This is a genomic window from Ruegeria sp. EL01 (genome assembly GCF_900313035.1).
GTDB lineage: Bacteria > Pseudomonadota > Alphaproteobacteria > Rhodobacterales > Rhodobacteraceae > Ruegeria.
On record NZ_OMPS01000021.1, the window covers coordinates 1 to 23,182 of the forward strand.

Annotated in this window: 25 protein-coding genes; 7 read left to right on the forward strand and 18 right to left on the reverse strand. The window is 56.5% G+C overall.

The features are described 5' to 3' along the window. From D9K61_RS27685 to D9K61_RS10345, 4 genes are all read right to left on the reverse strand, one after another. Window positions 1-163, reverse strand: a 163-nt coding sequence (locus D9K61_RS27685; protein WP_174235092.1) for a phage integrase N-terminal SAM-like domain-containing protein, incomplete at its 3' end; no start/stop codon positions are given. 359 nt (window positions 164-522) lie between these two features. Beyond that, window positions 523-921: a DUF2147 domain-containing protein gene (locus tag D9K61_RS10335; protein WP_120633177.1), complete on the reverse strand. Its 399-nt coding sequence runs from the start codon at window positions 919-921 to the stop codon at window positions 523-525. Between the two features lie 44 nt (window positions 922-965). After that, window positions 966-2,765, reverse strand: a complete 1,800-nt coding sequence (locus tag D9K61_RS10340) for an ABC transporter ATP-binding protein/permease (protein ID WP_120633178.1) — start codon at window positions 2,763-2,765, stop codon at window positions 966-968. A gap of 76 nt (window positions 2,766-2,841) precedes the next feature. Next, the gene (locus tag D9K61_RS10345; RefSeq protein ID WP_120633179.1) at window positions 2,842-4,197 is read right to left on the reverse strand and encodes a LysM peptidoglycan-binding domain-containing protein; all 1,356 of its coding nucleotides are present in this window, start codon (window positions 4,195-4,197) and stop codon (window positions 2,842-2,844) included. A gap of 127 nt (window positions 4,198-4,324) precedes the next feature. Here D9K61_RS10345 and D9K61_RS10350 point away from each other — a divergent pair, with 127 nt between their 5' ends. Then, window positions 4,325-4,876, forward strand: a complete 552-nt coding sequence (locus D9K61_RS10350) for a TIGR00730 family Rossman fold protein (protein WP_120633180.1) — start codon at window positions 4,325-4,327, stop codon at window positions 4,874-4,876. 43 nt (window positions 4,877-4,919) lie between these two features. Here the strand turns inward: D9K61_RS10350 and D9K61_RS10355 are convergent, their stop codons facing one another. The 3 genes from D9K61_RS10355 to D9K61_RS10365 all read right to left on the reverse strand — a co-directional run bounded on the left by D9K61_RS10355 (window position 4,920) and on the right by D9K61_RS10365 (window position 7,088). Beyond that, window positions 4,920-5,381 (reverse strand): host attachment protein, encoded by a 462-nt coding sequence (locus D9K61_RS10355; RefSeq protein WP_120633245.1) that lies wholly within the window; start codon window positions 5,379-5,381, stop codon window positions 4,920-4,922. Between the two features lie 221 nt (window positions 5,382-5,602). Then, on the reverse strand, window positions 5,603-6,484 hold the full coding sequence (locus tag D9K61_RS10360) for a metallophosphoesterase (protein WP_120633181.1): 882 nt from the start codon (window positions 6,482-6,484) through the stop codon (window positions 5,603-5,605). 4 nt (window positions 6,485-6,488) lie between these two features. Then, the gene (locus D9K61_RS10365) at window positions 6,489-7,088 is read right to left on the reverse strand and encodes a superoxide dismutase (protein WP_120633182.1); all 600 of its coding nucleotides are present in this window, start codon (window positions 7,086-7,088) and stop codon (window positions 6,489-6,491) included. Between the two features lie 97 nt (window positions 7,089-7,185). Between D9K61_RS10365 and D9K61_RS10370 the strand changes: the two genes are divergently transcribed. Beyond that, complete coding sequence (locus D9K61_RS10370) at window positions 7,186-7,947, forward strand: FkbM family methyltransferase (protein ID WP_120633246.1); 762 nt, start codon at window positions 7,186-7,188, stop codon at window positions 7,945-7,947. A gap of 181 nt (window positions 7,948-8,128) precedes the next feature. Continuing rightward, window positions 8,129-8,437 (forward strand): hypothetical protein, encoded by a 309-nt coding sequence (locus tag D9K61_RS10375; protein WP_120633183.1) that lies wholly within the window; start codon window positions 8,129-8,131, stop codon window positions 8,435-8,437. A gap of 69 nt (window positions 8,438-8,506) precedes the next feature. On the opposite strand, the gene D9K61_RS10380 is transcribed toward D9K61_RS10375, so the two are convergent. The 6 genes from D9K61_RS10380 to D9K61_RS10415 form a co-directional block, all read right to left on the reverse strand. Further along, a complete protein-coding gene (locus D9K61_RS10380; RefSeq protein ID WP_120633184.1) occupies window positions 8,507-8,932 on the reverse strand; it encodes a hypothetical protein in 426 nt (141 codons plus the stop codon). A 31-nt stretch (window positions 8,933-8,963) separates the two neighbouring features. Next, window positions 8,964-9,503, reverse strand: coding sequence for a hypothetical protein (locus tag D9K61_RS10385; protein WP_216825780.1), 540 nt, complete (start codon window positions 9,501-9,503; stop codon window positions 8,964-8,966). 702 nt (window positions 9,504-10,205) lie between these two features. Next, complete coding sequence (locus D9K61_RS10395; protein ID WP_120633187.1) at window positions 10,206-10,772, reverse strand: sarcosine oxidase subunit gamma; 567 nt, start codon at window positions 10,770-10,772, stop codon at window positions 10,206-10,208. Then, the gene (locus tag D9K61_RS10400; RefSeq protein ID WP_120633188.1) at window positions 10,765-13,779 is read right to left on the reverse strand and encodes a sarcosine oxidase subunit alpha family protein; all 3,015 of its coding nucleotides are present in this window, start codon (window positions 13,777-13,779) and stop codon (window positions 10,765-10,767) included. The genes D9K61_RS10395 and D9K61_RS10400 overlap by 8 nt, the downstream gene beginning before the upstream one ends. 67 nt (window positions 13,780-13,846) lie before the next feature. Continuing rightward, a complete protein-coding gene (locus tag D9K61_RS10405; protein WP_120633189.1) occupies window positions 13,847-14,176 on the reverse strand; it encodes a sarcosine oxidase subunit delta in 330 nt (109 codons plus the stop codon). A gap of 289 nt (window positions 14,177-14,465) precedes the next feature. Continuing rightward, window positions 14,466-15,710 (reverse strand): sarcosine oxidase subunit beta family protein, encoded by a 1,245-nt coding sequence (locus tag D9K61_RS10415; protein WP_120633247.1) that lies wholly within the window; start codon window positions 15,708-15,710, stop codon window positions 14,466-14,468. A gap of 176 nt (window positions 15,711-15,886) precedes the next feature. Here D9K61_RS10415 and ccmI point away from each other — a divergent pair, with 176 nt between their 5' ends. The 3 genes from ccmI to D9K61_RS10430 are packed head-to-tail and all read left to right on the forward strand — an operon-like array spanning window position 15,887 to window position 17,827. Beyond that, window positions 15,887-17,116 (forward strand): c-type cytochrome biogenesis protein CcmI, encoded by a 1,230-nt coding sequence (gene ccmI, locus D9K61_RS10420; protein ID WP_120633191.1) that lies wholly within the window; start codon window positions 15,887-15,889, stop codon window positions 17,114-17,116. Further along, on the forward strand, window positions 17,113-17,577 hold the full coding sequence (ruvX, locus tag D9K61_RS10425; RefSeq protein WP_120633192.1) for a Holliday junction resolvase RuvX: 465 nt from the start codon (window positions 17,113-17,115) through the stop codon (window positions 17,575-17,577). The genes ccmI and ruvX overlap by 4 nt, the downstream gene beginning before the upstream one ends. A 16-nt stretch (window positions 17,578-17,593) precedes the next feature. Further along, window positions 17,594-17,827, forward strand: coding sequence for a DUF1289 domain-containing protein (locus D9K61_RS10430; RefSeq protein ID WP_120633193.1), 234 nt, complete (start codon window positions 17,594-17,596; stop codon window positions 17,825-17,827). A gap of 596 nt (window positions 17,828-18,423) precedes the next feature. Here D9K61_RS10430 and D9K61_RS10440 read toward each other — a convergent pair. From D9K61_RS10440 to D9K61_RS10460, 5 genes are all read right to left on the reverse strand, one after another. After that, window positions 18,424-19,152 carry an STAS/SEC14 domain-containing protein gene (locus D9K61_RS10440; RefSeq protein ID WP_120633195.1) on the reverse strand — a complete coding sequence of 243 codons (729 nt, stop codon included), beginning with the start codon at window positions 19,150-19,152 and terminating at the stop codon, window positions 18,424-18,426. A 36-nt stretch (window positions 19,153-19,188) separates the two neighbouring features. Next, on the reverse strand, window positions 19,189-19,974 hold the full coding sequence (locus D9K61_RS10445) for a hypothetical protein (protein ID WP_120633196.1): 786 nt from the start codon (window positions 19,972-19,974) through the stop codon (window positions 19,189-19,191). After that, window positions 19,968-20,792, reverse strand: a complete 825-nt coding sequence (locus tag D9K61_RS10450; RefSeq protein ID WP_120633248.1) for a sulfite exporter TauE/SafE family protein — start codon at window positions 20,790-20,792, stop codon at window positions 19,968-19,970. The genes D9K61_RS10445 and D9K61_RS10450 overlap by 7 nt, the downstream gene beginning before the upstream one ends. Window positions 20,793-20,831: 39 nt before the next feature. Further along, the gene (gene dusA / locus D9K61_RS10455) at window positions 20,832-21,827 is read right to left on the reverse strand and encodes a tRNA dihydrouridine(20/20a) synthase DusA (RefSeq protein ID WP_120633197.1); all 996 of its coding nucleotides are present in this window, start codon (window positions 21,825-21,827) and stop codon (window positions 20,832-20,834) included. Window positions 21,828-21,953: 126 nt separating this feature from the next. Further along, window positions 21,954-22,577, reverse strand: coding sequence for a TetR/AcrR family transcriptional regulator (locus D9K61_RS10460; RefSeq protein WP_120633198.1), 624 nt, complete (start codon window positions 22,575-22,577; stop codon window positions 21,954-21,956). Between the two features lie 139 nt (window positions 22,578-22,716). On the opposite strand from D9K61_RS10460, the gene D9K61_RS10465 reads away from it, so the two are divergent. Continuing rightward, window positions 22,717-23,181: a (2Fe-2S)-binding protein gene (locus D9K61_RS10465; protein WP_120633199.1), complete on the forward strand. Its 465-nt coding sequence runs from the start codon at window positions 22,717-22,719 to the stop codon at window positions 23,179-23,181. Window position 23,182 lies beyond the last annotated feature (1 nt).

Consider the following 23,182-nt stretch of genomic DNA (forward strand, 5'->3'; position numbering starts at 1 on the left):
CCCTGAGCTCTTCCGGTGTCGCTGTGTCCGGCGAGTGCCCGAGAAACCGCGTGAAGTCGCGCATCGCCCGCAGGTACATCGTCTGCGTCTTGGGCTGCAGCCCCTTGATCCGCATGTCTTCGAGAAAACGCTGGCGCAGCGCAGGCACATACTGGTCCGTCATCGGAACCTCCTGTCATCAGATTGAGAAGGTCCCAATCGTCAGACAGGCGCGCCCATCTACAAAATCGTAGCGTCCATTTAGTGTGCATCACTCGCCACAAGCGCCAATACCGCGAGAGCGGTTTCGTCCTTGTCCGCAAAGCAGAAATCAATCCACTTCAGGCGAATGTCTTTATTGGACATTAACGGGTAGTCTCTCGATGAATTCTTCGAGATGATCTTTTCCGAGGATACCCATTTTCATCCTCCCAGTTACTGAAACTACGGAGTACTGGCCTGCCAATACATGGTGCGGAACAGCATTTTTTCGACATTTGTCGCATGGGCTGGCGGGTTTTCCGGCCCTTTCTTGTTTGCCATCTATAGGCGGGTCCAAGTCTGATGAGCACACACCAAATGCTCGCACCCTTTGACCAGCAGTTGATCCCCCTGCAAGGTCATCTGAGGGACAGCATCGACATCGATCAAAGGGACCCAGAATTCCCCTCCGCCGTATTTGCCATCGCCTTCGCTAGCTACATCCCAGAACAGTTTCTTACCGATGTTCGGTGTTTGAACTTCTTTTCCAGCGGCGTCATAGGCGGACTGGATGTTTCCGCAAAAATTCTCTCCGCAAGCCGTGATCTTGATATGAGAGATCAAGTTCTTGCGATCGGGTTCTGTCTTCCAAACCCCAACAATCGGATCAGCCATAGCCATAGCGGGAAACAGCAAAACCGCCATGGCAGGTCCGAGGGCCTTCAACAAAGTGCTACGCATTCAAATGCCTCCACATATCGGTGTTTTGTCTTAGAAAATTGCGATCAGGCCGCCTGAGTATCCGATTGCTGCCGGTTCCACAGCTGAGCATAACGGCCTTCGCGCATGAGCAGTTCATCATGGGTGCCTTGTTCGATAATCTCACCGCTTTCCAGCACCACGATCCGGTCCGCCTCGGCAATGGTGCTAAGGCGATGGGCAATGGTGATCACGGTTCGCCCCACGCCCGCGCGCGCCAGGGCATCTTTGATGTCCTGTTCCGTATCGGTATCTAGGGCCGAGGTCGCCTCATCCAACAGCAGGATTGGCGGGTTTTTGAGAAGTGTCCGCGCAATGCCCACGCGCTGCTTTTCGCCACCCGACAGTTTCAGACCACGTTCGCCCACTTTAGTGTCATAGCCCTCTGGCAACGTCGCGATGAAATCATGGATCTGGGCCGCCCTGGCCGCGTCTTCGACATCGTCTTGCGTCGCGCCATCCCGTCCATAGGCGATATTGTAGCGGATCGTGTCATTGAACAGCACCGTGTCCTGCGGCACGACACCAATCGCCGCGTGTAAGCTGTTTTGCGTCACGTCCCGCACGTCCTGTCCGTCGATCTTCAAAGCACCGCCAGTGACGTCATAGAACCGAAACAACAACCGCCCAATTGTGGATTTTCCCGATCCGGTGGCACCAACAATGGCCACGGTTTGACCAGCCGGAACGGACAGCGATACCCCTTTGAGAATCTCCCTATCCGGGTCGTAGCCGAAATGAACATTGTCCAGCGTAACCTCACCGCCATTGACCTGCAGACGCGTTGCATCCCGCTTGTCGGTCACCTCGGCGGGTTGCCCCAGCAGATCAAACATCTGGCCCATATCGACCAGCGATTGACGGATCTCGCGATACACCGTGCCCAGAAAGTTCAGCGGTACGGTGATCTGAATCATGTAGGCGTTGACCATTACGAAATCGCCAACGGTGAGTGACCCGCTTTGCACTCCCATTGCTGCCAGAACCATCACACCGATCAGACCACAGGTGATCAGGAAGGACTGGCCGAAATTCAAGAAGGCCAATGAATACGCTGTTTTCAACGCCGCGCCAGCGTAGGCTTTCATCGATACGTCATATCGTTCAGCTTCGCGCGCTTCGGCGTTGAAATACTTGACGGTTTCGAAATTCAGAAGACTGTCAATGGCACGTTGATTGGCCTCGGTGTCCTGGTCGTTCATCTCGCGCCGCAGCTTCACGCGCCATTCGGTCACCGCAAATGTAAACCAGATGTAGAATGCGATCGTGACGGCCACGACGACCAGATACCAGACGTCGAACAGCCACATCAGGATAATACCGACCAACAGCAGCTCCAGGATCAGTGGTCCAATCGAGAACAGCAAGAACCGCAGCAAAAACTCTACGCCTTTGACGCCGCGCTCGATGATACGGCTCAGACCACCTGTGCGCCGCGTGACGTGATAGCGCATCGACAGTTGATGAATATGTCCGAATGTCTCAAGCGCCAGCGCCCGCAAAGCACGCTGACCCACTGGGGCAAAAGCGGCATCCCGCAACTGTTGAAAGCCAACGGTCATCAGCCGGGCCACACCATAGGCGACAGTCAACCCGACTGCGCCCAGTGCCAGGGGCGGAACACCTTCACCCGCAAGCCCGTCAACCGCGCCTTTGTAAAGAATCGGAGTGTAAACCGCGATCAGCTTGGCCAAGACCAGCATAGCCATCGCGATCATCACCCGGCGCTTCACCCAGGGCTCATCATCGGGCCACAGATACGGCGCAACCTTTCGGATTGTACGCCAGCCAGACTGGCGTTCGTCGGTATCGTCATCCGATTGCATAGGTGTTCCGTCTCATCACGTGCCTTGTCCACGGTCAGAGATAGACCCCGGGCCCGCTATAGGCCAGAGGCAATTCTTACTGGGGGATGGTAAAGACCTGCCCGGGATAGATCAGATCCGGGTCACGGATCAACTCGCGGTTGGCATCAAACAGCTTCACGTACAAAACGCCATCCCCAAACCGATCACGCGAGATGGCCCAAAGCGTGTCACCCTTTTGCACGGTCACTGATCGGATCGACGGTGTTTCGTCGGAGGCCTGCGGTTGATCTTCGGCCTCGGCGGACTGCAACACCTCAACCGGTTCGCGCTTGAACGGGGTTTCAACGCGGCTGAGCACAGTGCCGTCTGATGACACCTCATCCACCCGCAACGTATAGACACCCGGGTCAATGCCTTCGAGTTCGCCGCGCCAATTGCCGTCTTCTTCAGGCGCCAGATCGGCCACAAGTTCGTTGTTCAGATAGAGCCGCACGGCAGACCCATCCTGTACGCGACCGGTCAGTTGAACGTCGCCCGTGTCGGAATACCCGATTGTGTCCAACGCCACTTGCTCAGGATCTGTGTCTTGCCTTGAAGGTGATTGCACCAGTTCGACCCCCTCCTCGCCCGAGCGCAGGACGGCAACCTGCTGGTCCTTGCTGGTATCTTCCCCAGGCTCTGCAGATGGCGCTTCGGTGCTCGCGGTCTCAGTGACGTCTTCGGATTGATCTGTGGTTTCTGCAGCACCGGCGGTCGTTGGCTGTTCAGGCGTTTCAGTCGGCCCCACCTCGGGCTGAGCGGAGGTTTCTGCGCTGGCGACCTGTTCCTCGGCAGGTTCAGGCAGCGCTGCGATCAGATAGTCATCCGATCGCGCCGTCTGATCGCCTTGGGTTGTTTGCAACACCAAACCCTGAGCGTCATCGCTAAACGGGATTGAGACAAACTCAGCAAACTTCCCGCTGCTGTCTGCGGTGAACTCATGAACCGGTTCTCCGTTCAACAGAACCTGTATTTCGCTGCCGGGTTCCGCCGAGCCGGACAACAGCGCATTGCCATCCGTTTCAACGAAGATCTGGTCCAAAACCGGTGGCGTCGTAGTCGGTGCGGTCGCCCCCTCCTCAGTGCCGTCGGCTGACGCAGTTTCGGACCCGGTGTCGGTGACCTCTTCTCCGCGTTCAACTGCTGGCTGTCCGGCCGGTGTTTCTGCAGTCTGTTCCGCCGTTTCCGACGCACCCTCGCCACCCTCAGTGGGGGCAGAGCTCTGTTCCAGCTGTTCGGTTTCCGGCGCAGGTGCGGACGCGGTTTGTTCCTGCGGTGCGTCTTTCGGCTCTGGCGCGCTGGTAAAAGCACCCGACAGATACAACCCACCCGCGCCCAGAATCGCGATGAGACCGGCAATGACACCCCAGATGAAGTTGCCCGAGTTTCCGTTTCCCGATTTGGCGTCCATTCTTTCCCTTTCGCTCCGCGCTGCGAACATCTTGAGTTACAAAGCGTTCCGGCGGACAGTTGAGCCAATCTATCAATCCCGCTATCACGGGTCAAAACTTCTGACACAACCCCGGAGAGCCCCTTTGATGTCTCAGAAATCCGTCTGTGTGTATTGCGGGTCACGCAATGGCGCGAATAACGCCTATTCCGAAGCCGCCCAGCAATTCGGAACGCTTTTGGCCCACGAAGGCTGGAGGCTGGTCTACGGTGCCGGAGATGTTGGCTTGATGGGCGAAGTTGCCCGTGCGGCGCAATCTGCTGGCGGTGAAACATTTGGCGTCATTCCCGTTCACCTGGTCCGACGGGAAGTCGGTAAAACAGACCTGACACACTTCGTGATCACCGAGACGATGCACGAGCGCAAAAAAGTCATGATCATGAATGCCGATGCTGTTGTTGTCCTGCCCGGTGGCACCGGCTCGTTGGACGAGCTGTTCGAGGCGCTGACATGGCGGCAGTTGGGTCTGCACGACAAACCCATTCTGATTGTGAACGTGGGTGGATATTGGAACGCGCTGCATGCGCTTCTGGATCAAGTGATTGGCCAGGGATTTGCGGATGCCTCACTGGCCGACTTCGTATCCTGGGTCGATGACGCTGAAGCGGCGATGTCGGTCTTACGGGAAAAGCTGGGCTGATACTGCGATGAAAACGGGCGGCCCGAACCGCCCGTTCGAAAGATCAGACTGGTCGTCTAGCCGGTTGCAGACTGTTCCTAAGAACTTGTTCGACTTTGTGAAGCGGGTGATTGGTCAGGGTCTTGTCCACTTCAGCCACAACTTTGGTCAGGACTTCGCTGTGCAGGCGGCGTCTGAGCAGACCCAAAACCTGAGGACTGGCCACGAGAACTAAGCGTTTATACGCGCCCTTCAACCCTTTGCGGTTCAACAGATCGGCCAGATCCTGCACGAACAAGGATTTGGCATGGTCTTTCCAGGTCGCTTCTTCAATCGCTGACTTCTGTTTTGGCCCACCATCGTTGCGTCGACCTGCACGGTCTGATGGTCTGGATATCGGTTTGTCCTGTTCTTCAACTGAAACAACAACCAGATTGGGATCTTCGGCATCCGTTATGTTTTCCATAAACAGCGCCTTTTCTCCGTCTGCAATGATAACCCATGTTCCCTGTGCAAGTGCGACCATATTGATCTCCTGATATGGCTGATATGTGGGCATCCCTCGACTGCCAAGCGCAGTTAATCCGTCGCGCGCCTATGGTTTTTGGCGCGCTGCTCGACTGTTTTATGTGATTGGCGGTTCTCTCCTCCCACACAATATAGCTATGTAATGTGGGCGTTCTTACAATGGGTCCGCAGGCCGATTCTTGACAGGTCGGCAGCTTTCCACCGACGAAAAGCACCGATCTATGCAGACACGTCAATCACCGTGATTTCCGGAACAACGCCGAAGCGGACCGGCAGAATTGAACATCCTATTCCGCCAGAGATCACCAGATCGCGCCCACCTTCGCGAACATGGCCATAGGCATACCGATTACCGAACCGCGAAGGCACAACAGGCGACCAGCCAAACAAACGAACCTGACCGCCATGTGTGTGCCCTGACAGCGTCAGCGCCACGCGATCGGGCACCGTAGGAAAGATATCCGGTTCGTGTGCCATCATCACAATCGGTGCCTCATCGGTGACATGCGCAAGCGTTGTGGGAAGATCATCCAATCCCTGAAACTGCCCACCACCCCGTTTCAGGGCAAGCTGATCCTCCAGCCCGGCCAACCAGATTCCCAACGTTTCCAACTTGATTGCCGCGTTGGACAGCACCGGTATTCCGTTCTGTTCTAACGCCTGTGCATAGATGTTAGGGCCGCCACCGCGCCTTTGTGCGCTTTGGTCGTCCCACCAATCGTGGTTACCCAACACGGCATAGACACCATGTTTCGCTTGCAGTCCGGCCAGGACTGGGGCCAGATCGGCAATTGGCACCGCATGGGACACCATCTTATGACCCGCGGCATAGTCCCCCAACAACAATACGAGGTCGGGTGACAACGCATTGGTGCGCCGCACAATTTGCTGGATTCTCCGCAACCCGACATGGGGCTCGCCCACATGCAAATCGGCCAGAACCGCGATACGCACAGGTGCTGCGGCCCAGTCCGAGCGCTTCACCCGCCATTTTCGCACGCGCAACCGCAAGGCTGGTTCAATGAAAAACCCATAAAGGGACGCAAAAAGGCCTGCCAGCGTCACCGCCAGCAGGCCCTTGATAAACCCTCGTCGGGTCAATGGATCACATCCGCGAGGCGACGTTTTCCCAGTTCACCAGTTTGTCGAGGAAGTTCGACAGGTAAACCGGACGCTTGTTGCGGAAATCGATGTAGTAAGAGTGCTCCCACACGTCACAGCCAAGCAGCGCGGTCTGGCCAAAGCACAGCGGGTTCACGCCGTTCTCGGTTTTGGTCACAGCCAGAGAGCCGTCGGCGTTCTTGACCAACCATGCCCAGCCAGATCCGAACTGACCGGCGCCAGCCGCACTGAACTGCGACTTGAATTCGTCAACCGAACCGAAGCTTTCGGTGAGAGCCTTTTCCAGTTCACCGGGCATGGCGTAGCCGTCGGGGCCCATCATTTCCCAGAACTGGTTGTGGTTCCACAGTTGGCTGATGTTGTTGAAGATGCCATTTTGCGCCACGGCGGACTTGTCGTAGGTGCCGACAATGATGTCTTCCAGCGATTTACCGTCCCACTCGGTGCCTGCGATCAGCTTGTTGCCGTTGTCGACATAGGCCTTGTGGTGCAGATCGTGGTGATATTCCAGCGTTTCCGCGGACATACCCTTGGCTGCCAGCGCGTCATGTGCATAAGGAAGATCAGGAAGTTCAAAAGCCATGTCGGCCCCCTGTAAATGTAAGTTGCGGTTCCAAAGGTTAAATGCTTTGGCAACCGCCGCAGGTCAAGGGCTGAGACAAGAAAACCCGGAGGCGGCAATGCTTACACAGGCGCGCAAGATGTTCTACCGCGCTCGCGGATATTATGCGGGCACCCTGAACGGCGAACCGTTTCGTCTGGATCCGTATCATTCGAAATTCTGGCGCAAGGCGGCCGCTGGCGATTGGGAACCAGAGACCTTTTCCCTGCTGGACAGGTATCTGTCCCCGACCAGCGACTATCTAGACATAGGTGCATGGATCGGCCCAACGGTGCTGTATGGAGCCCGCAAAGCCCGGCACGTCTGGTGTTTCGAACCCGACCCGACAGCATTCCGGCATTTGGCGTGGAATCTGGACCTGAACGACATCCACAACGTCTCGGCCTTTGGTGTCGCCTTGTCAGATAAGTTCGGGGTGGCACGCATGGCTTCGGTCCGTGGGGAGCCGGGGGATTCGACCAGTTCACTGCTCCATGACGGCGCTCACGGCAGCGATGCGTTGACAATTGCATGGGACCAATTCGAAGCAGCTAATGATCTGTCCGCTGTTTCGCTGGTTAAGATGGATATCGAAGGGGCTGAGTTCTTTGTGCTGCCAACACTTTTGCCATGGCTGCAGCGGCAACGCCCGACCCTTTATCTGTCTTTGCACTCGCCCCTGTTGGATGAACAAGACCGGCTGGAACGCACCGAAACTCTGCTGGAACAACTGAGTTTCTACCCCAACATCAGCACGGAAAAGCTGCTACCCATTCAGATCGAAACCCTGTTTGATCCAGAGGCTCTGACTCGATACCGGACGATTGTGTTGCACGGGTGACTAGGCGTCGAACATTTTATCGCAGAGCGGGTTTTTGCTGTTGCAATTACGCGGCTGGATTGATCAACTTCGTGCGCCAAGTCAATGAATAACGGAACAAATGAAACATCTTACCTTAGCTTTCTTAGCCACCGTGTTTGCTCAAAGTGCTTTCGCTGAAACAAAGACTTACGTTTGTACAATGACCAAACAGGACAGCCGCGGCTGGATTGCGCCAGAGTACGCATTTCGCGTGGATGCAGAAAACAAAGCCGCGCAGGTTGCAATCAATCCCGAGTGGCTTGCCACACGGTTCAAAGATCGCGGAGCCAAAGGCTATCGCCTGTCCTGGAACCGAACAATGACAGCCTCTGCGGGCGGTAACCTGCGTGTTCGATACCAAGCCAATCTCAACCCCACCAAGAACAGTGTGACCGTCAGAATGGCGTTTGTCAGCACAAACGCCTCAAACAAACCTTATGGCGTTGGCACTTGTCGCGTCGAAAAGTAAATTGAGCTCCGGTAGTACCGGAGCTCAATAGCTGCAATAGGCAGCACGAGAGGCTAAATCGCGCAAACCTTAAGAGCCGTAGAGCGACTCCCCCTGCTGCACTTTACAAGGCCCGCTTCCCCGTGGACGGTTGGTGGCATTCACCTGCGGGAACCGTGCCAGTAAGTTCAGCTTTTGCGTTTTCGGATTCAATGTCGCTGTATAGCTGACATAGGCAGTCCCGCCTGTGCTCATAGGAATGTTCATTTTCCACGTCATTCTATACTCACCCTTGCGGGTCGTTTTCAATTTGACGTCCTTCGGCTGCCCATCCAGTTCGTGGATATAGACATCGTACGCTCGGGCGCGCTTGTTTTCAGCATCCACGCTTAGGAGGACCCGTTCAGAAATCCAACCCTGCTCAAGGTTATGCAAGCTACAATCGTAGGTTACGACTTCGGCATGGGAAGCCCCGGCAAACAACCCTGCTGCCAGTGCTATGGTAGTAAACTTCATGATTTAATACCCCTCAAAATGCTTATGAATTTTACTTTGGTGTTGCGACCGCTACGCATTTTCCGGTGGCGTACCCGTCCCGCGGTAAATAGGCACTGGGTGATGACGACCGAGCTGTAGCTTTCATTGTTTTACGGTCCAAAAAGACTGAGAATTCCTGAGTTTTCAGGTCAATGGCATCAATAACAGACTCGTTCGACGCAATGCTGCGTCCGCTTGCAGAATAAACGTAGTTCTCACCGACCCATCCAATCGAAAGACGCCGGATACTGTCACGCTTGACCCGGCCGGGTCCGGAGTGAGTGTTGATGTCGGGAATATCCACCTCATGGATGAGTGCCGAGCGGCCAAATTCATCTACCGAAAAAACCAGGTGGCTTGGTGTCGGGCGATTTGCGAGCCCACGTCCAAAATGACACTCGAAACTTTCTTTAAAGGTTTCGGCAATTCCGGCTGTGGGCGTGACCAAAAGGCTCAACGCCAAGGTGATTATCTTAGTTTTCAAATTTGAAGCTCCGTTTAGTTTACTTTGGCGCGGTGACAAGCAGGCATTTGCCTTTGGCATGGCCATCCCGCGAAACATTTAACCTAAGCGCGTTGGACCGCACGCTGGCCTTCATTGTGCGGCGGTCGAGAAAAATCGTGAACTCGACATCTCGCAGATCTACAGCTCGCGGCCGGGTTTCGTTGGATGCAACACTTCTTCCACTTGCAGAAAAGATGTACTCTCTCCCGCTCCAAGCGATCGACAACCGGCGAATGCTATTCCGTGTTATCTGACCCGACCCCTTCACGGTGTCGATCTTTGGAATTTCAACGTTGTGCAATAAAGCCGAACGACCAAATTCGTCGATCGAAAACAGAACACGCGTTGGCGTTGGGCGGTTTCGGACCCCTTTGCCAAACGTACATTCAAATGTCTCTGTGTAAGTCTCTGCAACCAAAGGTGAAGTTTGAGCATACAGGGCTATCAAGCAAGCAAGTAGTATTCTGGTCATTTTTCTTTGAAATTGTTGTGAGAAAGTCAATCAGGTTAGCAGAAAAGTCTCATTCTTCTTTGCAAAAAGAATATCTTAACAATAGGTTAATCCATATTCTTTGGTTAGTTGTTCGCTTTACGTTGGGGCGAGAGCCTTAGGTACTAAAACCTGTCCCGATGTCGATGTGCTAAACTTCTAGGTGTTTTCTTGGCGAAGCCGCAACACCAAAAGAAAATGGCCGCCCTAGTGTAGTAAGGCGACCACAATTCGATCAGTGAATGTTTCTGGAGTGCCTAGTAAACCCCAACCTCACTGCCTGGCTGTGCCGCGATCTTGAGCAGGTTAAACACATAATCCGCAGTTGAGCGAAAACAGACCACGCGGAACGTTTCGGCATCGTCCATCCAGAAGGCACCGGCAACTTGTGCAAGGCGCGAGCGGCGGATTTGACCGGGCTGGAAGGCCTCAGCCGACAATTCGACCGGAGCCAGTTTCCCCAGAACCTCGCGCCCGCTTGCGCCCGATATCCGGAAGACCGCGCGCGCATCCGAGACGTTGACCGCCAAAGCGTGAACGCCGCTGAGGGCGTTGTTCATTGCCGCCAATTTGGCCTCGACCTCCGCATAAGGAATAAGGACAAGCAGTTCATCCGATGACATCCAGCAGACGCCGGTATCTCCGTCGACATTGGCCCCCCGCTGGTCCGGCATTTTCTGACCGGTTGCGTCCTTCACGGCCTTGATTAGAACCTTGTCGGACAGGTTGCCACGCAATGTAATCATACCCTGCAGGCCACATTCCTCGACCCGGGCGATGCCGTCATAACTGACGTGGTTCAGTGCACTGATGGGTTCAGACATTCTGCTTCTCCCCGTCCTTGTCGAAGAAGATCGGATCTACGATCTTTGCCTTATAGGTTATGCCGTCCGTGCCCGGGAACTCGACAATCTCGCCCATGCGATCGGGCCCGTGCTTGATCAGCCCCATGGCGATGCCTTTGCCCAGATTGGCCGAGTAATAGGTCGACGTCACACGCCCGATCATGTTGCGCTGACCGTTGGCGTTGACGCCCTCGCCCACCGCATATGCACCATCTGGGATGACAGAACCATCCACAGTCTCAAGTCCGACCAGTTTCCAGCGTTCGGGATCGGCCATGTGGCTACGCGAATGGGCGCGTTTGCCAAGGTAGTCTTCTTTCTTTTTCGACAACGCCCAGTGCAGCCCCAGATCCTGTGGGATCACGGTGCCGTCAGTCTCATCGCCAATCATGATAAAGCCCTTCTCGGCCCGCAGGATGTGCAGACATTCGGTGCCGTAAGGCATTGCACCGAACTCTTTGCCTGCCTCCATCAGAGCATCCCAGAAGGCTTGCCCCTGAGACGCCGGTACTGCGATCTCATATGACAATTCGCCCGAGAACGAGATGCGATAGGCACGGCAATCGAACGCGCCGATCTTGCCATCGCGCCACTCCATGAACGGCAGCGCTTCTTTGCTGACATCCATGCCGCCCAGCTTTTCCAGCACTTTGCGGGCATTCGGGCCGACCACGGCGACCTGCGCGTATTGCTCGGTCACGTTGGCGACATAGACTTTCCAGTCCCACCATTCGGTCTGCAGCCATTCTTCCATGTGACCATGGATGCGTTCCGCGCCGCCGGTGGTGGTGTGGCACAGCCATGTGTCTTCATCGATCCGGGCGACAACGCCATCATCGATCAGGAAGCCGTTTTCGGAACACATCAGGCCATAGCGACATTTTCCGACCTTCAGCGTGGACATCATGTTGGTGTACATCATGTCCAGGAACTTGCCTGCATCGGGGCCTTTGACGATCAGTTTTCCCAGTGTCGATGCATCCAGAAGGCCGAGATTTTCTCGGGTGTTCTTGACCTCGCGATTGACCGCGTCATGCACGGACTCACCGGGGCGAACATAAGCATATGTGCGGCGCCAATGACCGACCGGTTCCCAATCCGCACCGTTCTGGTCGTGCCAGTTGTGCATCGGTGTTTGGCGGATGGGTTGGAACGTATCACCGCGTGCCTCACCGCCGATTGAACCCATCGAAATGGGGGTATAGGGCGGACGGAAGGTGGTGGTCCCCACCTTCGGGATTTCCGAATTCAGCGAGTCAGCAAGGATAGCCAAACCGTTGATGTTGCTCAACTTACCTTGATCAGTCGCCATTCCCAGCGTGGTGTACCGTTTGGTGTGCTCAACGCTTTCGTATCCTTCGCGTGCCGCCAGTTGAACGTCAGACACTTTGACGTCGTTCTGAAAGTCCAGCCAGGACTTCATGCGCAGTTGGATTTCAGCATTCGCGGGCATCAACCAGACCGCTTCCATCGGCGCTTCGTTCGTCGACTCGCCAACGGGCGCCTTGGTATTCTTGGGCTTAAAGCCCGCAGCTTTAGCGGCTGCCTTACCTGCCGCATGCGCGTCAGTCAGCACTTCACCCAGCGCCAGCGGTCCGTTCGACGCGCCAGCGGCGACAACAAATCCTTCGCCATCCGCGCCCAACGGCGGGCGTTTGGGGTCAGGACGGAAATGAGCGTTTGCGTCATCCCAAATCAGCTTGCCGCCGCAGTGGGACCACATGTGCACGACCGGAGACCAACCGCCCGACATAGCAACGGCATCGCATTCCACCTCTTCACGGGCGCCGCCAACACCTTCCTGATTGCAAATCGCGACTTTCTTGACGCGTTTACCGCCTTTGACTTTGGCGATCGCTTTGCCCGGATCTACTCGGATGCCAAGCTGACGCGCTTCCTCGGCCAGCGGACCCGCCGCAGCTCGCGCGTCAACAACCCGCAGAACATCAACACCTGCCTGCTTCAGGATGATCGCGGTGCGATAAGCGTCGTCATTGTTTGTCGCCACAATCACCCGCTCGCCCGGCGCCACACCCCAGTTCACCGCGTAATCCCGCATGGCTGATGCCAGCATCACCCCCGGAACATCGTTGCCAGCAAATGACAACGGACGTTCAATCGCACCTGTCGCTGTCACAACTTGCTTGGCCCGGATGCGCCATAGGCGGTGACGGGGGCCTTGGATGCCCGGTTTGTGGTCGTTCAGACGCTCATAACCCAGCACGTAGCCGTGGTCATAGACGCCTGCCCCCATGCAGCGCGCGCGCATTGTAACGTTGTTCATTGTTTCCAATTCGGAAACCAATTGTTCCACGAACTTATCCACAGGCTCATCATTGATCGCGCCGCCATCAACCGGAGCGCGACCGCCCCAATGAGCGCTCTGCTCGATCAACAGGACCTTGGCGCCGGATAGCGCCGCTGCTTTGGCGGCCTGCAGCCCTGCAACACCGCCGCCGATTACCAGAACATCGGTGAAGGCGTAGAAGTGTTCATAGGTGTCGGCGTCTTTGGTTTCCTTGTCCGGAGCTTTGCCAAGACCGGCCGATTGCCGAATGAAGGGTTCGTACACATGCTTCCAGAACGGCTTGGGATGGATGAACATCTTGTAGTAGAAACCCGCCGGCAGGAACCGGGACAGATAGGTATTCACAGAACCGATGTCGAACTCCAGGTTCGGCCAGTGGTTCTGCGACACGGAAGTCAGACCATTGAACAGTTCGGTCGTTGTGGCACGTTGGTTCGGCTCGAACCGGCTGCCCTGCCCCAGACCGACAAGCGCGTTTGGCTCTTCCGCACCGCTGGCGACCACGCCACGCGGGCGGTGGTATTTGAAAGACCGGCCCATCATCATCTGGTCATTGGCCAGCAAGGCCGAGGCAAGCGTGTCACCCTCGTACCCCTGCATAGAGGTGCCGTTGAAGGTAAAGGTGACCTTTTTGGACCGGTCGATCAACCGGCCTTGATTTGCGAGACGGGTGCTCATGATGCGGACCTTTCGCAGATGGAGGCTTCGGAGCCTCCGGCGGGAGTATTTTTGAAAAGATGAAGCATCAGGTGAGCCCTCTCCACGCCCAGCCCGGGCGCTTGGCTGTGATGGCATCCTTGATCTCTTGAGGCGGCTCGGTGGTCTGGGCGGAATAGGTGCCGAACACTTCGAGAGTCTGCGTGCAACGTGCGGCATGGAACCACTTGCCGCAGCCATTTGCGTGACGCCAGCGTTCGAAATGAACGCCTTTGGGGTTTTCGCGCATGAAAAGATAGTCGTGGAACTCGTCTTCCGACGAGCCCGGGCCAAAGCGCTTCAGATGCGCCTCGCCACCCGCGGCCAGTTCAGTTTCTTCGGCATCGACGCCGCAACAGGGGCAATTCAGGATCAGCATGACGCCACTCCTCGCTTGTAAATTAGAGACCACACGCCCAGATTGCGGGCATGGGTAGGGGACCTTTGATAACGCTTTTGGCCGGAATCGGTGCGTTGGTTGGTGTGGTTTGGCTGCTGGTCAGAAGCCGCTCTCGCGGGCGACAATCTCAAAAACTGCAACAGACACACCGCCCCCACGCTCCGAACGTCGGCTATGATCACAGCAAGGCGATCAACAAGGGCGACTACCCGCGAGACTCTTAGTGAGGCAGCTGGGTTCTTAGTGCGCTCGACAGAATACGCGTCCATCAGTGCGCCACCCCAGCGGCAACGCTTTCGTCGATAAAGCGGCCCTCTTTGAACCGGTCGAGCGTAAACGCTTCGGTCAGCGGCGAATGGCCCGTGGCCATCAGTTGCGCCATGCCCCAGCCGGAACCCGGGATGGCCTTGAAGCCACCAGTGCCCCAGCCGCAGTTGATAAAGCACCCGCCCAAAGGTGTTTTCGACAGGATCGGGGACCGGTCGCCGGTCATATCCACGATCCCGCCCCACTGGCGCAGCATCTTCAGGCGCGAGACCATCGGGAATGTCTCGACCAGTGCGCGCACGGTTTCTTCGATGTGATGGAAAGATCCGCGTTGGGTATAGTTGTTGTACCCGTCAGTCCCTCCGCCGATCACTATCTCGCCCTTGTCGGATTGCGACATGTAGCCGTGCACAGTGTTGGCCATCACGACGACATCCATGCAGGGCTTAATCGGCTCGGACACGAGCGCTTGCAGCGAAATCGCTTCGAGCGGCAGACGGAAGCCTGCCATTTCAGCCAGTTGACCGGAATGACCTGCGACGATCATGCCCAGTTTGTCACAATCGATGGCGCCTTTTGTGGTGTCGACGCCAACAACACGGCCATTTTCGGACCGAACGCCGGTCACTTCGCATTGCTGGATAATGTCCATACCCATGGCTGAACACGCACGGGCATAGCCCCAAGCCACGGCGTCGTGCCGGGCGGTGCCACCGCGGTCCTGCCACAACGCACCCAGAACGGGATAGCGTGGACCGTCAAGGTTGATGATCGGCACCAGTTCCTTGACACGCTCGGGTGTGATCCACTCAGTCTTGACGCCTTGTAGTGCGTTGGCATGCGCGGTGCGCTGATAGCCACGAATCTCGTGCTGGGTCTGGGCCAGCATCATGACGCCACGTGGGCTGAACATGACGTTGTAATTCAGGTCCTGGCTTAAGTCTTCGTACAGGCCGCGCGCTTTTTCATACAATGCCGCCGATGGGTCCTGCAGATAGTTCGACCGGATGATGGTGGTGTTACGCCCGGTGTTGCCACCACCCAGCCAGCCTTTTTCGATCACCGCAATGTTTTGGATTCCGTAGTTCTTACCCAGGTAATACGCAGTCGCAAGACCATGTCCGCCAGCACCGACGATGATGACGTCATAACGCTTCTTTGGCTCGGGCGAACGCCAGGCGCGCTCCCATCCGGTGTGATAGCGCAGAGCTTCCCGCGCCACAGCAAAGGCTGAATAGTGTTTCATATGCGAATCCATCCGGTTCGGTGATTGGGCGCAGATATGCCGCGTACCGACAGTTTACCCCTGCCGTGCAACGCCGCAATATCGCACTATTGCGACATGTGCACTATTCGCGGCCATTTGTCCCTTTTGTCGGACGGCCTGCGGGTCTAAGTCAGAGCAGCCACTTCGGAGGGGCCATGACGTTCTGGGTTCTGATATTTCTTGTCGCACTGCTGATCGCAGCATTCCTAAGCTACACACTGTTGCGCAACCGTCGCAGCGATGAGCCTGCGGCCGCCTACGACCTGCGGGTTTATCGTGAGCAGCTTGCGAGCGTTGATCGCGACCTGACCCGCGGCGTGATTGGTGAGGCGGATGCTGATCGAGTGCGTACCGAAATCTCGCGTCGCATTCTGGCTGCTGACGCGCAGATGAAACAGGAAGGTAGAAGCGGCGGACCTGCGCGATCGGTATCGGTCGTTGCAATTGCGTGTCTTGCGCTGGTTCTGATCGGTGGCGCCACGGCGATGTACCATCGGATGGGCGCTGTTGGCCTTCCGGACATGCCTCTGGCTGCCCGGGTCGAAATGGCCAAAGAAGTCCGTGCCAATCGTCCGTCTCAAGCTGCGGCTGAGGAATTGGTGACTCCGCCCGTGCCGCGCCAGTTGGAAGACAGCTACGCCAATCTTCTCAAACAATTGCGCGAAACGGTTGCTGCACGCCCTGACGATCTGCAGGGCCATATGCTGCTGGCTCAGCACGAAACCAACGCAGGTAATTTCATGGCCGGATACACGGCCCAGAAAAACGTGGTGGAGTTATCCGGCGAGGCGGTCACAGCGGACGCTTACTCGGACCTTGCCGAAATGATGATCCTGGCGGCAGGCGGATATGTTTCGCCCGAGGCCGAACAGGCCCTGGATCAAGCGCTTAAACGTGATCCCCGGCATGGTCCGGCCCGGTATTATTGGGGACAGATGTTGGCGCAAGTTGGGCGACCGGATATTGCTTACCGCGTTTGGGTAGAAACCGTACAGGATGCTCCACCTGGCGCGCCATGGGCGGACGCCATTCGCCGACAGATTGACGAGCTGGCTTTCCGTGCCGGTGTCTTCAACGCACCAAACCTGAGTGGTGCGACAGGCCAACCTGGCCCAAGTCAGGGCGAAGTCGCGGCGGCAGCCGAGTTGACCCCGGAAGAGCGGCAAGAGATGATTCAAGGTATGGTGAACCAACTGTCAGACCGGCTGGCTACCGAAGGTGGATCACCCGAGGAATGGGCTCGACTGATTGCGGCTCTTGGTGTGATGGGTCAGGCCCAACGCGCCATCGACATCCGCGACGAAGCCATGACCGTCTTTGCTGGCGACGACGCCGCGCTTGAGATGATCGATGCAGCAGCACTTCAGGCTGGGATTGCGCAATGATTCACGACGAATTTGAAGCCTTTGCTGCGGCCCTTTCCCCGATGTCTGCACTGATGGGTCTGGACTTGGGGGAAAAGACCATCGGTGTCGCAGTCTCGGACCGAATGCGTACGGTGGCCAGTCCTTTGGAAACGGTGAGGCGCAAGAAGTTCACGCTGGATTCCGCCCGTTTGCTGGAACTTGTCGAGAACCGTGAAATTGGCGGCGTCCTGTTGGGTCTTCCCAAGAATATGGATGGTACCGAAGGGCCGCGCTGCCAGTCCACCCGTGCTTTTGCCCGTAATCTATCCCGGCTGACTGCGCTGCCCATAGGGTTCTGGGACGAAAGGCTCAGCACGGTTGCGGCAGAAAAGGCACTGCTTGAGGCGGATACGACACGAAAACGTCGCGGACAGGTTATCGACCACGTCGCTGCTGGTTATATCTTGCAGGGGGCGCTCGACAGGATGCGCTTTTTGTAACGGTCGGAGACCACGAATGACGAATATGGTTTGGAAACGGAACGAGGTCGAAAGCCCTTGCATCCAGATCTGCGTCGTCCATCCGACCGAGAAGATATGCACAGGCTGCTATCGGACCATCGACGAAATCTCCAGATGGTCCAAAATGGACAGCACCGAGCGAGCCGAGGTGATGGCGGACCTACCAGAGCGCAAACCGCGGCTGAGCAAGCGGCGCGGCGGACGCGCGGCGAGGTTGAGCAAGTCGTAAGACCTTTGCCCTGATCGGCTATTTTGGGGAATTTTTCGCCGCTTGAACTTGGCAAACATCCGTGTTGGACACAAATTGCTTGCCCCTCAACTCGGACCGAAACAGCTCGATAATCTCGGACTGATTTGTGGTTGGCGTCTGAACATGCGCCTCGGGCCCAGAACGTAGGTCACCGGGTATGGACAAGGTCAAACTGCGCCCCTGGAACATGTTCTTTACAAACGACTTAACCTGCATTTCAGCACCTTGGCTTGGTTTGTCCTGCGTCGCTGTAGATCTGGTCTGAACTCTGAGGGGGGAGAAAAGAGCCCGAGAACAACGGTTGAGTGAGTGGCGACCCACAGCGACGCAATGCGAGTTGTTAGAATTCCCGTTGGTTTTGAGGGAATGTTTTTGTTATTTTACTTCCTTGACTAGTCAATCAAGAAAAAAACTCAAAAACCCACACCTTCCGTAGCGTCAGCAACAAAAAATTCGCCGTGAAGTCCCAGAGTGATTTACAAGACATCCATGCATCGAAGGTTTGGTGTCAAAAATCGCGCGATTCGATTCGCGTTCCAGAAAAACACTCGACCAGCTTTGACCCCGACAAAAGGTTACCCGGTAGCCAACCAACTTTTGGCGTTTTCATAGTCTTCAGACGCAAAAAACTGCGTCCGGGTTCCCAACACATGACTGGCCACTCTTTGCGCCATGTGTTGCCAGGATTTGTCTCCGACAATGGCTGCGCGGTCCAGCATCCCGATATGCCGGCTGGCCAACCTGAAATGAGCCGCAAGAGCCGAAAGCCCCTGCCAGCCGTCAAATTCTCTCAGATCAATCAACAGGCGAAAGCCCTGCCGGTCCTGCAACAGGGCATCCAAATCCTTTTCGGTTTGTTTGTAGTCCTCGGGATCAAGCTTGCCCAACAGGCTCACCTGAACACAGGGGCCACCCAGATCGGTAACGTGAATTGACCCGAGTGACTCGCGCATCCAGCGGCGGGCGGCTTCCAGTTCTGCCATTTCGAATACCTGAACCGGACAAGGCAGGATCGGAGCGGCAAGACGAATACTCGTCTGCACCCACCCCTGATCCGCCACAACAGCAATCCGTTCGAATCCACGCCAATGGCTTAGGCCCAGCTTGGTATCCGACCACGCCGCACCCAGATCGTAGCCTTTGAATTCTGGCTGGACGATTGCCAGCAAACGCACCGCATCATGTTCCGCCAAGGCCGCCTCGATCGCAGGAACCAGAGTGTTGGTGTAGTCCGCGCTGGTGACTTCTCCGGACAGTTCAACTTCGATCAGTGCGCCATCAGAATTTGTGTGAACCGTAATCATGGGTCAAATCCCTCAATATCTATGAATGACAAAACGTTAGGGGAGTTTGATCCATTCGGCTACACCCCCGGTAAACTCCGGGCGGAAATAGGCGATCATCCGTCCATCAGGGCCCGCAGCTGCGTCCGCCCCCCATGGTGCCACCCCGTGCAGGCAGTGGCGATGCAACAGATATGCCTCGCCGGGTTTGGCGGGCAATTCGATCCGGCGACAGGTTTCAAATACTTCACGCCGTGCAACCTGATAGATATCGGTGATGTCTACCTCGTGCAGGGTGTCGTGCGGGTGATCTGAAAGAGCACGTTCAAACGCGTCGCGGATGAGGATATGGCTCCCCTCCCACAAGACCATCGGCGCGGCGTCCTCGCTTGTTTCGGTTAGCGGAATACCCAGAATCCAGGCATGGGGTTCGTCGACCCTGCGACGCCGATCCGGCCCCATCGGGCGCAATCCGTCCACATGCGCCGCATCGCGGTTTCGGCGATACCGACCCGCCGCTTCGCTTTCGCCCCTGCGCGGACGCGGGTAGCCGGGATAGATGACCGAGACCTGCCCTTTGTGCAAAGGCAAACCGCCATATTGATCAGTTAGGAAGTCCATGGCCAGGCCAGACAATGGCTGGGACCGCGCCACCTTGCCCTCGGCATCGTTGGGCAGGGCGTCCACCCCTACAAACCAGGTGCCTTCACAATCCATCCATTCGGCAAATGCTGGATCAGTGACGGATGCGCGGGCCACAGGCAGAGCATGGCCGACCCACTCTGCCACTGCTGGATCATAGGGAAATTTCAGCCAGCCCTTGGACCAGAAATCTCTCACCACCCCAATGCCTTGCGTAACATGTTTAATGCTACCAGAGTCAGGAACACCGCGAATACACGTTTCAACGGTTTTGGGTCCATCGCATGGGCCAGTTTGACCCCCCAGGGCGCTGTGATCATTGTCATCGCCACGACGATTCCAAAGGCGACAAGGTTAACTGCTCCGATGGTCCAGGGTGGTCGATGGTCCGCGTTGATGTCCAGAAACAGAAAACCGAAAACAGACGGCACCGCGATGATCACACCAAACCCGGCCGCCGTCGCCACCGCCCTGTGAATGGGGGTGTTGTATAGGCTCATCAACGGGACGCCAAAACTGCCACCCCCGATCCCCATCAGGACGGATAGAAACCCAACCGATGGCGACAGCGCAGCGCGCCTGAACCCTTTTGGCATAGCATCGCCCAGCCGCCATTTCGAGCGGCCAAGCCCCAGATAAGCACCAATCACCATACCCAAAACACCAAACAACGCCTGCAGCGCTTCGGTTCGCAGCGCAGAGGCAGCCAAAACGCCAAAGATGGCTCCAATTGCAATACCGGGCCCCCAGCCACGCAGGATATCCCAATCCACGGCGCCCTTTTTGTTATGGGCCAGTACGGATCGGATCGATGTGACGATAATGGTGGCAAGTGAGGTGGCCAGGCACAATTGCATCAGTTGCGGGCCGCCGTATCCAAGCGTCTGAAACGTATAAAAAAAGGCGGGCACCAGAACGATACCGCCGCCGACCCCCAAAAGTCCGGCCAGCACGCCGGCCAGCGCCCCGATCACAAGCAAAAGGCCCAACATCTGGGCCAGCAACATCGTCTCGGGCATCATTCCCCCAGTCCGGCATTGAACCGGAGTTTCCGTCGATCAAACCTCAGCCAAAGGTGCCACACGGTCCAGCGCCTGCAACATAACCTCGGGCCCCGCCCCGTCATGCACCGCCCCTTCAGACAAGGCCCGCCGCCAAGCCCGCGCGCCGGGCCGTCCAGCAAACAGCCCAAGCATGTGACGTGTGATTTGGTGCAGTCGCCCGCCATTGGCAATATGCCGTTCGACATAAGGAACCATTTGTCGAACAATGGCAATCGGATCACGGGCAGTTCCGGTCTGGAAAATGCGTGTGTCCGCCTCGGACAAGATATCTGTTGGCTGATGATACGCCGCTCGTCCGATCATCACGCCATCTAGACCCGCATCCAAATGCGCCTGTGCCTCATCCAATGACGTGACGCCCCCATTTAGGGAAATGTGCAGATCTGGAAAATCAGTTTTCATCTGGTGGACCAGATCGTAGTCCAAAGGCGGAATGTCCCGGTTTTCCTTCGGGCTGAGGCCCTTAAGCCAAGCCTTGCGCGCATGAATCGTGACGCGCTGACACCCAGCTGCGCGGATTTGTTCTAGAAACACGGGTAAAATGTCCTTCGGTTCCTGCTCGTCAACACCAATCCGGCACTTTACGGTCACGTCCACGTCCACCGCTTCGCACATCGTCGCGACACATTCCGCGACCCGTGCCGGGTCTTTCATCAACACGGCACCAAATGTACCCGACTGAACCCGGTCCGACGGGCAGCCACAATTCAGATTGATCTCATCATATCCCGCATCCGCCCCAAGCTGTGCCGCTTGCGCAAGTTCTTCCGGATCCGATCCCCCAAGCTGCAAGGCAACCGGGTGCTCAGCATCATTGTACTCCAACAAATGCAAGGCCCCGCCACGGACCAAGGCCGGAGCAGTTACCATCTCGGTATACAGCAGCGCTTCCGAGCTCAGCAGCCGATGCAGGTACCGGCAGTGGTGATCCGTCCAATCCATCATGGGTGCCACGCTTAAACGCGCTGCTTTGTTCGCCTTGCCAGTCACAAAAACGACTCCGTCGCACAGGGGTTTGCGGTCCTATTTGCCTGTCTCGAAAGATCGGTGATCCGAATCGGGCCGGAGAGGACTAACATAATCTAACCCGCCCTTCCCACTGGTGACCCGACGAATTCACACGCCAGCTTTCTCGGTTTTGGCATCATATCGGCTGATCATCATCTCGACGCTGTTTTCAATCGTCTCTGCCATTTCTGATCGGCTGAGAACTTGGCCCGTGAACAGCATGGGCCAGAACGCGCGGGCCTTGATCAAACCAATGAATTCACGCCCGGCCTGTTCGGGGTTTCCGATCTGCAATTGACCATCTTCAGACGCATCGCGCAGCATGTCGATAAAAGTGGCGGTCTTGTCCAACTTGCCCTGTGCCTCGGCCGCTAACACGGGATTGCGCAGGGTCTCGCTTATGACCATACGCGACATCGCAATGACATCGGGCAGCATGAGAATACGACCCTCGGCCCAGGCCAGCTCTGTCAATTGCTCGCGAACGCAACGTCCTTTTTCGTATCGGATCTCCAAAACTTCGGCAAACCGACTCGACAGTTCGATCACAATCGAGCGGAAGAGGTTTTCTTTACTTTCGAAGTACTTATACAGCGTACGCTTGGACACCTCGGCCCGCGCCGAGATGCGATCCATACTGGATGCGGCAAAGCCCTTTTCCTGAAACTCGGCCACCGCAGCTTCGATGATCTGTGCGCGCTTGGACGCGTTTGGTACACTGCATTCGTTCATGTCAGAGCTATAGACCTATTGACGCGCCTGGGTCAAACACCACGTAAACTCGGCAGTTTACACCCTTGAAGATCTGTGCGACTTGTAAACCCGCCAGTTTACCGATTCAGGAAACCAGCGCGAACAGGAGAGTCCCCCTATGGCTTTGACTTTGAAATTGAACGGCGAAACCCACACGGTCGATGCCGAACCCGGCACGCCCTTGTTGTGGGTGATCCGGGATGAACTTAAGCTGACCGGAACCAAATTCGGCTGCGGCGTCGCCTCATGCGGCGCCTGCACCGTGCATGTGAACGGCGAGCCGACACGCTCGTGCCAGACCTACATCGAAGACGTTGAAGATGCCGAAATCACCACAATCGAAGCCATCGGCGATGACAAGATCGGTGCTGCAGTTCAGCAGGCCTGGGTAGAGCTGGATGTGGTTCAGTGCGGCTATTGCCAGTCGGGTCAGGTGATGTCGGCCGTTGGGTTGCTGTCCGAGAACCCAAAACCATCCGCCGATGAAATCGACGCATACATGCATGGTAATGCCTGCAGATGCGCCACCTATCAACGCATCCGCGCCGGCATTCAACGCGCATCTGACATTCTGGAGGCCTGAT